Here is an 8,188-nt window from a genome sequence, read left to right as displayed (position 1 = left end):
CTTTATGAAAGTATGGTATAATAAATGAAAGGAGTTTTCTATGCAAGAATTTATTCAAACCTATCTCAATAAGCTTGATGTTACAGCGATTATCGAGAATATCTTAACCAAGTTACTTTCTCTTTTATTCTTATTTTTACTCTTTTATATAGCTAAGAAATTGCTCCATACCATGGTGCAGAGAATTGTTAAACCATCTCTAAAAATGTCTCGTCATGATGTCGGGCGTCAGAAAACCATCTCACGTCTGTTAGAAAATGTGTTTAATTATACCCTTTATTTCTTTTTACTCTACTGCATTTTGTCGATTTTAGGTTTGCCAGTTTCTAGTTTGCTGGCAGGTGCTGGAATCGCTGGGGTGGCTATTGGGATGGGAGCCCAAGGTTTTCTGTCTGATGTTATCAATGGCTTTTTCATCCTCTTCGAACGTCAACTGGATGTGGGGGATGAGGTTGTTCTGACAAATGGGCCTATTACTGTCTCGGGAAAGGTCGTCAGCGTTGGTATTCGAACAACACAACTCAGAGGAGAAGACCAGGTTCTGCACTTCGTCCCCAATCGGAATATCACTGTTGTCAGCAATTTCTCTCGTACAGACCAGGCCTGAAATTTTAGTAGATTTATGGTACAATAGAAAGAGTTTGGTAAAGGAGAGAAGATGTTTTTAGAAAAACAGTTGGGCAATGGTTGTACCTGGATTAACCTAGATTTGGACAAGTTGAAAAAACTAGAGGACCTTTCTGAAATCTACGGTTTGGACAAGGAAACGATTGAATACGCACTGGATAGGAATGAGCGTGCCCACATGGATTATCACCGTGAAAATGGGACTGTGACTTTTATCTACAATGTCTTGAACTTGAAAAAGGATAAGGCATACTATGAAGCCTTTCCCATGACCTTTATCGTTGAACATCGTCGCCTGATTACCATTAGTAATACCAAGAACGCCTATGTCATTGAACAAATGACCCGTTATCTGGACAGTCATGACACGCTTTCGATTTACAAGTTTCTCTTTGCCAGTCTGGAAATCATCAGCAATGCCTACTACCCTGTCATCGAGCAGATGGACAAGAGTAAGGACGAGGTCAATGGCCTCTTGCGCCAGCGGACGACTAAGAAAAACCTCTTTGCCCTTTCCGACTTGGAGACCGGTATGGTTTATCTTACTGCGGCTGCCAAGCAAAATCGCATGTTGCTGGAGCATATCCAAGGGCATGCCCTCTATCGCAGTTTTAACGAAATTGAGAGAGAACAGTTTGATGATGCCATGATTGAGGCTCATCAGCTGGTATCCATGACAGACTTGATTTCTCAAGTCCTCCAACAACTATCAGCATCTTACAACAACATCCTAAACAACAATCTGAATGATAATTTGACAACCTTGACCATCATTTCAGTCTTGCTGGCTGTTTTGGCAGTCGTGACAGGCTTTTTCGGAATGAATGTTCCCCTACCTTTAACAGATGAGCCCCATGCTTGGCTTTACATTAGTTTGGCCAGTGCTGGGTTGTGGATTGTTTTGTCATTATTATTAAGGAAAATTGCGAAAAAAGTTAAGAAAAGGAGCCAGAATGGCGATTGAAAATTACATGCCAGATTTTGCTGTGGAAGCAGTCTATGATCTGACAGTCCCAAGCCTGCAGGCGCAGGGAATCAAGGCTGTTTTGGTCGATTTGGATAATACCCTCATTGCTTGGAACAACCCTGATGGGACGCCAGAGATGAAGCAATGGCTACATGACCTCCGTGACGCGGGTATTCGCATCATTGTGGTCTCAAATAATACCAAAAAACGAGTTCAACGCGCAGTTGAGAAATTTGGGATTGATTACGTTTATTGGGCCTTAAAGCCCTTCACGTTTGGGATTGACCGTGCCATGAAGGAATTCCACTATGAGAAAAGCGAAGTGGTCATGGTCGGTGACCAGCTCATGACAGATATACGAGCAGCCCACCGTGCTGGCATTCGATCGATCTTAGTCAAACCCTTGGTCCAACATGACTCTATTAAAACGCAGATTAACCGAGCTCGTGAGCGTCGTGTGATGCGAAAAATCACTGAAACGTACGGACCGATTACATATAAAAAAGGAATTTAACTATGGAAGAAATTCTCTGTATTGGTTGTGGAGCAACCATTCAGACGACAGATAAGACTGGTCTTGGTTTTACTCCCCAGTCGGCACTCGAAAAAGGTTTGGAAACAGGGGAAGTCTATTGCCAACGCTGTTTCCGTCTCCGCCACTACAATGAAATCACGGATGTCCAGTTGACGGACGATGATTTCCTCAAGCTCTTGCACGAGGTGGGAGACAGTGATGCCTTAGTGGTCAATGTCATTGATATCTTTGATTTTAATGGCTCGATCATCCCAGGCTTACCACGCTTTGTCTTGGGCAATGATGTCCTTTTGGTAGGAAATAAAAAGGATATCCTACCTAAGTCAGTTAAACCGGGCAAGATTAGCCAGTGGCTCATGGAGCGTGCCCACGAAGAAGGGCTTCGTCCTGTGGATGTCGTCCTAACTTCAGCACAAAACAAACATGCTATTAAGGAAGTCATTGACAAGATTGAACACTACCGTAAGGGCCGTGATGTTTATGTCGTTGGGGTAACCAACGTTGGAAAATCAACCCTTATCAATGCCATTATCCAAGAAATCACGGGTGACCAAAATGTCATTACAACTTCACGTTTCCCAGGAACAACCTTGGACAAGATTGAGATTCCGCTTGACGACGGATCTTATATTTACGATACGCCAGGAATCATCCACCGTCACCAGATGGCTCACTACTTGACGGCCAAAAATCTCAAGTATGTCAGCCCTAAAAAGGAAATCAAGCCTAAGACTTATCAGCTCAATCCTGAACAAACCCTGTTTTTAGGTGGTCTCGGACGCTTTGACTTCATTGCGGGTGAAAAGCAAGGATTCACAGCCTTCTTTGATAATGAACTCAAACTCCACCGTACCAAGCTAGAAGGCGCTAGTGCTTTCTACGATAAGCACCTTGGAACGCTTTTGACACCACCAAATAGCAAGGAAAAAGAAGATTTTCCAAAATTAGTCCAACATGTCTTTAACATCAAGGACAAGACAGACCTAGTAATCTCAGGCCTAGGCTGGATCCGCGTAACAGGCACCGCCAAAGTCGCCGTCTGGGCACCAGAAGGCGTCGCCGTCGTCACACGAAAAGCAATTATTTAAAACAAAATCGCTGAGCGAACAAAGTGAGCTCATATAGCGATAGTTATTGCCGTGGTGTCTTGCCAATCTGTAGATTGGCAAAGGGCACAATTGAGACCAAGGCTCAATTGTGAGGTCAGGAAATCCATTTTTCAAAGATGAGATCTTTGGAAAATTAGTTCCGACCGTCCCCAACCACCTAAAATAACTATCAAAAAACAAGGAAGAAAATTATGTCATTAACATCAAAACAACGTGCCTTCCTCAACAGCCAGGCACACACCCTCAAACCCATCATCCAAATTGGGAAAAATGGACTTAACGACCAAATCAAAACCAGCGTCCGTCAAGCTCTTGACGCTCGTGAATTAATCAAGGTAACTCTTTTACAAAATACAGATGAAAACATTCACGAAGTAGCTGAAATCTTAGAAGAAGAAATCGGTGTGGATACAGTCCAAAAAATTGGACGCATCTTGATTTTGTTTAAACAATCCAGCAAGAAAGAAAATCGTAAGATTTCTAAAAAAGTCAAAGAAATCTAAAAACCTACTCCAAACAACTGTTTTTACAGAGAAATAAAGGAGACTAGCCTATGGCAATCGAATTATTGACCCCCTTTACTAAGGTAGAGTTGGAGCCAGAAATCAAGGAGAAAAAACGCAAACAAGTTGGGATTTTAGGGGGAAATTTTAACCCTGTTCACAATGCCCATCTGATCGTTGCGGACCAAGTACGGCAACAGTTGGGACTAGATCAGGTTCTGCTCATGCCTGAATACCAACCTCCTCATGTAGATAAAAAGGAAACAATCCCTGAATACCATCGTCTCAAGATGCTTGAGTTGGCTATTGAGGGGATTGAAGGACTAGCCATTGAAACCATTGAGTTGGAGCGCAAGGGTATTTCTTACACCTATGACACCATGAAGATTTTGACAGAGCAACATCCAGATACGGATTATTACTTTATCATCGGTGCCGACATGGTGGACTATCTGCCTAAATGGTACCGAATTGATGAGCTGGTAGACATGGTTCAGTTTGTAGGGGTTCAGCGCCCACGCTACAAGGCAGGGACTTCTTACCCAGTTATCTGGGTGGATGTGCCTCTCATGGATATCTCGTCTAGCATGGTGCGTGACTTCCTTGCCCAAGGTCGGAAACCTAACTTTCTCCTGCCTCAGCCTGTGCTAGACTACATCGAGAAAGAGGGGCTTTACTGATGGCCTATCAAGACTATATTAACTGTTCCCGTGAGGCTTTGTTGGAAAAAATGGCAGAGCTTCTACCCGAGAAACGGTTAACCCATTGCTTGGGTGTGGAGCGTGCAGCCATAGAACTGGCTCAGCGATTTGGAGTCGATACTGAGAAAGCAGGACTAGCAGGCCTTCTTCATGACTACGCTAAGAAGCTGTCAGATCAGGAATTTTTGGACTTGATTGACCGTTATCAGCTAGACCCTGACCTCAAAAATTGGGGTAATAATGTCTGGCATGGTATGGTTGGCATCTACAAGATTCAGGAAGATTTGGATTTGCATGATCCTGAAATCCTGCGAGCCATTGAAATCCATACAGTCGGAGCTGATCAGATGACCGACATAGATAAGGTTATCTATGTCGCAGACTATATCGAGCACAATCGTGCCTTTCCAGGAGTGGATGTGGCACGTGAGATTGCAAGTCTATCACTTAATAAGGCAGTAGCTTATGAGACAGCTCGTACCGTGGAACATCTGGCTCATCAGGGATTCCCCATCTATCCCCAAACCCTTGAAACCTATAACGCCTTTGTGCACTATTTGAAAGAGGACTAAATGAAGACGGCTTTTATAATCATTGATGTTCAGAATATTTTAGTGGAAACTGGGTTCCAGACAAAAAGTCTATTGGAAAAAATTTCTTATTTACAAAACCAGGCTAGAAGTAAGAATATCGAAATTATTTATGTTCAACATATTGAGAACTCTGAAGCTCAAACATCAGAAGATTGGCAGTTATCTGAGCTTTTAAGTCGAAAACCTAATGAAAAGGTCTTTCAAAAGAAGTATAACAGTATTTTCAAAGAAACTGGTTTAAAAGAATACTTGGATAAACAGGGGATTGAAAAATTAGTTTTATGTGGTATGCAGACAGAATATTGTGTGGATACCTCTGTCAAGGTTGCTTTTGAATATGGCTATCAGCTTATTATTCCAGAAGGAACTTGCACAACGTTTGATGGGAAAGACATTCCAGCAGAAACGATAAATGAATTTTATGAGGGCATTTGGGAGGGGCGCTTTGCAGATGTCCTAGATTACAAACATATTTTCTAGAAAGAGGACTAAATGAACGAAAAAGAATTACTAGAACTAGTCGTGAAAGCGGCTGATGAGAAACGTGCGGAGGATATCCTCGCACTTGACGTACAAGAATTGACCAGCGTGACGGACTACTTTGTTATCACTAGCTCAATGAATAGCCGTCAGTTGGATGCTATCGCTGATAATATCCGTGAAAAAGTAGCCCAAGCAGGCTTTAAAGGTAGCCATATCGAAGGTGATGCAGCTGGAGGCTGGGTCTTGCTGGACCTCGGTGCTGTGGTGGTACATATCTTTTCAGAAGAAATGCGTGCCCACTATAACCTAGAAAAACTATGGCATGAGGCAGTTTCTGTAGATATTTCAGAAGCCTTAGCATAGGAGATGAACTCAGTTGCAGTCAACTGGGTTTCTTTGCTTATTTTAGAAAATTGATGGAAAGGTAAAGAGCGAGTGGTGTTTGCCATGGAGGCTCTTGGTATCATGATTATGGCAACTTATGAAACCTTTGCGGCGGTCTATGATGCAGTCATGGACGATAGTTTATACGACAAATGGACGGATTTTTCTCTGCGTCACTTGCCTAAGACCAAGGAGAGAAAGAAACTCTTGGAATTGGCTTGTGGGACAGGAATTCAATCGGTGCGCTTTTCTCAGGCTGGTTTTGATGTGACTGGACTTGACTTGAGTGGGGATATGTTGAAGATTGCTGGGAAGAGAGCTGCTTCAGCCAAGCAAAAGATTGATTTTATGGAAGGCAATATGCTGGATTTGTCCAAGTCAGGTAAATATGACTTTGTTACTTGTTATTCGGACTCAATCTGTTACATGCAGGATGAGGTGGAAGTAGGGGATGTTTTTAAGGAAGTGTATAATGCCCTTAATGAAGATGGAGTTTTCATCTTTGATGTGCATTCGACCTACCAGACAGATGAAGTTTTTCCAGGCTATTCCTACCATGAAAATGCCGAAGACTTTGCCATGCTTTGGGATACCTATGAGGATGCAGCACCACATTCTATCGTGCATGAACTGACCTTCTTTGTCAAGGAGACAGACGGTTCCTTTAGCCGTCATGATGAAGTCCATGAAGAGCGTACTTATGGGGTCTTGACCTATGATATTTTACTGGAGCAGGCTGGTTTCAAGTCCTTTAAACTCTTTGCGGACTTTGAGGACAAGGAGCCAACAGAAACTAGCACCCGTTGGTTTTTTGTGGCACAGAAGTAGGAGATTAGCATGGCCATAACGGGTATTATCGCGGAATTTAATCCCTTTCATAATGGGCATAAATACCTGCTGGATCAGGCAGAGGGGCTGAAAATCATTGTCATGTCTGGTAATTTTATGCAGCGAGGAGAGCCTGCTATCGTTGACAAGTGGACACGGGCCCAGATGGCGCTGGAAAATGGCGCAGACTTAGTAGTGGAATTGCCCTTTTTAGTCAGTGTTCAGGCGGCGGATTTCTTTGGTCAAGGAGCTGTGGATATCTTGGCTCGGTTGGGCATTGATACTCTGGCTTTTGGTACAGAGAAAGTTCTGGATTATCAGAAAATTGCTGACTTATACACAGAGCAAGGTACTGAGATGGAGAAATTTGTGGAAAATCTGCCTGATTCCCTCTCTTATCCACAGAAGACCCAGGCCATGTGGAAGGAATTTGCAGGTCTTGATTTTTCTGGCAATACGCCCAATCATGTTCTTGCTCTTGCTTATGCCAAGGCGGTTGCAGGACGAAACATCAGGCTGCATCCGATTCAGCGTCAGGGGGCTGGTTACCATTCTGTGGATAAGGATGTGGACTTTGCCTCAGCGACAGCTCTGCGTCAACACCAGAAAGACCAAGACTTCTTAGAACGCTTTATGCCATCTGTTGCTCTCTTTGAGCAGGCTAATAAGGTGAGTTGGGAAGACTATTTTTCCTTGCTCCGCTATCAAATCTTGTCCAATCCAGACTTAACCACTATCTATCAGCTCAATCAAGAAATGGCTGTGCGCATTAAAGAGGCTATTAAACCAGCCCAGTCTGTGGAAGAATTGGTCGAGGCGGTTGCCACCAAACGTTACACTAAGGCGCGTGTCAGACGCCTATTGACCTATATCTTGGTGCAGGCTAGAGAAAGAGACTTGCTAGAAGCCATTCATGTCCTTGGCTTTACCGAAAAAGGCAGACAACACCTCAAGTTTCTGAAAGGGCAGGTCAATCTAGTCAGCCGAATTGGCAAGAAACCATGGGATGTCATGACCCAAAAGGCAGACCAGATTTACCAACTGGGAAATCTAAGTATAGCAGAGCAGAATTTTGGAAGAGTACCGATAAGAATAGAAAAGAACTAGAATATGGATAGGATAAAAAGAACCTACTAAAAGTTGGGAAATGACTTTCAGTTGGTTCTTTTCTTGTTCTCTGTTATAAAGTATTGAATACCTTATAAATTTGCTCTATTAGAAGCCTTGTTTATTCATTGAAAGCTTCCTTACCATCTATATTTATTTTATGTTTTTTACAATTTCATTAAAGGAGGATATAATTTTTCCTTGTTTCTCTTTGGGTAACTTTGTTAGGTTGTCGAAAAGTATTTCTAGGGAGTCTTCACTCTCTGAGTCATATGCTTGTAGCTTAAGGAACTCTTTTCTTTCTGTATCATATGCTTGTAGGTTAAAGAATTCTTCTACGGTAATACCTAA

The 8,188-nt window shown here is 42.8% G+C and carries 11 protein-coding genes and 1 pseudogene; 11 read left to right on the top strand and 1 reads right to left on the bottom strand.

Going from position 1 to position 8,188, the window contains the following annotated elements:
* Nucleotides 1–40: 40 nt before the first annotated feature.
* The 11 genes from QZ359_RS03905 to QZ359_RS03855 all read left to right on the top strand — a co-directional run bounded on the left by QZ359_RS03905 (nt 41) and on the right by QZ359_RS03855 (nt 7,837).
* Nucleotides 41–607 carry a mechanosensitive ion channel domain-containing protein gene (locus tag QZ359_RS03905; RefSeq protein WP_001154854.1) on the top strand — a complete coding sequence of 189 codons (567 nt, stop codon included), beginning with the start codon at nt 41–43 and terminating at the stop codon, nt 605–607.
* A 51-nt stretch (nt 608–658) separates the two neighbouring features.
* Nucleotides 659–1,591, top strand: a complete 933-nt coding sequence (locus QZ359_RS03900) for a magnesium transporter CorA family protein (protein WP_293960663.1) — start codon at nt 659–661, stop codon at nt 1,589–1,591.
* The gene (locus tag QZ359_RS03895; protein WP_125443532.1) at nt 1,581–2,108 is read left to right on the top strand and encodes a YqeG family HAD IIIA-type phosphatase; all 528 of its coding nucleotides are present in this window, start codon (nt 1,581–1,583) and stop codon (nt 2,106–2,108) included. The genes QZ359_RS03900 and QZ359_RS03895 overlap by 11 nt, the downstream gene beginning before the upstream one ends.
* Before the next feature lie 2 nt (nt 2,109–2,110).
* Nucleotides 2,111–3,217 carry a ribosome biogenesis GTPase YqeH gene (gene yqeH, locus QZ359_RS03890; protein WP_293960658.1) on the top strand — a complete coding sequence of 369 codons (1,107 nt, stop codon included), beginning with the start codon at nt 2,111–2,113 and terminating at the stop codon, nt 3,215–3,217.
* A gap of 212 nt (nt 3,218–3,429) precedes the next feature.
* Complete coding sequence (gene yhbY / locus QZ359_RS03885; RefSeq protein WP_000060169.1) at nt 3,430–3,741, top strand: ribosome assembly RNA-binding protein YhbY; 312 nt, start codon at nt 3,430–3,432, stop codon at nt 3,739–3,741.
* A gap of 50 nt (nt 3,742–3,791) precedes the next feature.
* On the top strand, nt 3,792–4,421 hold the full coding sequence (locus tag QZ359_RS03880) for a nicotinate-nucleotide adenylyltransferase (protein ID WP_033680625.1): 630 nt from the start codon (nt 3,792–3,794) through the stop codon (nt 4,419–4,421).
* Nucleotides 4,421–5,014 (top strand): bis(5'-nucleosyl)-tetraphosphatase (symmetrical) YqeK, encoded by a 594-nt coding sequence (yqeK, locus tag QZ359_RS03875; RefSeq protein ID WP_173277505.1) that lies wholly within the window; start codon nt 4,421–4,423, stop codon nt 5,012–5,014. Before QZ359_RS03880 ends, yqeK begins: the two co-directional genes overlap by 1 nt.
* On the top strand, nt 5,015–5,515 hold the full coding sequence (locus QZ359_RS03870) for a cysteine hydrolase family protein (protein WP_261071093.1): 501 nt from the start codon (nt 5,015–5,017) through the stop codon (nt 5,513–5,515). It begins immediately after the preceding gene.
* Nucleotides 5,516–5,527: 12 nt separating this feature from the next.
* Complete coding sequence (rsfS, locus tag QZ359_RS03865) at nt 5,528–5,881, top strand: ribosome silencing factor (RefSeq protein WP_261071092.1); 354 nt, start codon at nt 5,528–5,530, stop codon at nt 5,879–5,881.
* 108 nt (nt 5,882–5,989) lie between these two features.
* Nucleotides 5,990–6,730: a class I SAM-dependent methyltransferase gene (locus QZ359_RS03860; protein ID WP_293960700.1), complete on the top strand. Its 741-nt coding sequence runs from the start codon at nt 5,990–5,992 to the stop codon at nt 6,728–6,730.
* A 9-nt stretch (nt 6,731–6,739) separates the two neighbouring features.
* Nucleotides 6,740–7,837, top strand: coding sequence for a nucleotidyltransferase (locus QZ359_RS03855; protein WP_293960508.1), 1,098 nt, complete (start codon nt 6,740–6,742; stop codon nt 7,835–7,837).
* A gap of 153 nt (nt 7,838–7,990) precedes the next feature.
* Here QZ359_RS03855 and QZ359_RS03850 read toward each other — a convergent pair.
* Nucleotides 7,991–8,188: pseudogene (locus QZ359_RS03850) on the bottom strand (hypothetical protein); the annotation flags it as partial.

Origin of the sequence: Streptococcus sp. (assembly GCF_019414905.1) — a bacterium.
Classification (GTDB): Bacteria; Bacillota; Bacilli; order Lactobacillales; family Streptococcaceae; genus Streptococcus.
The sequence above is the reverse complement of the archived record's forward strand: the minus strand, read 5'-3'. Positions and strand labels throughout refer to the sequence as shown.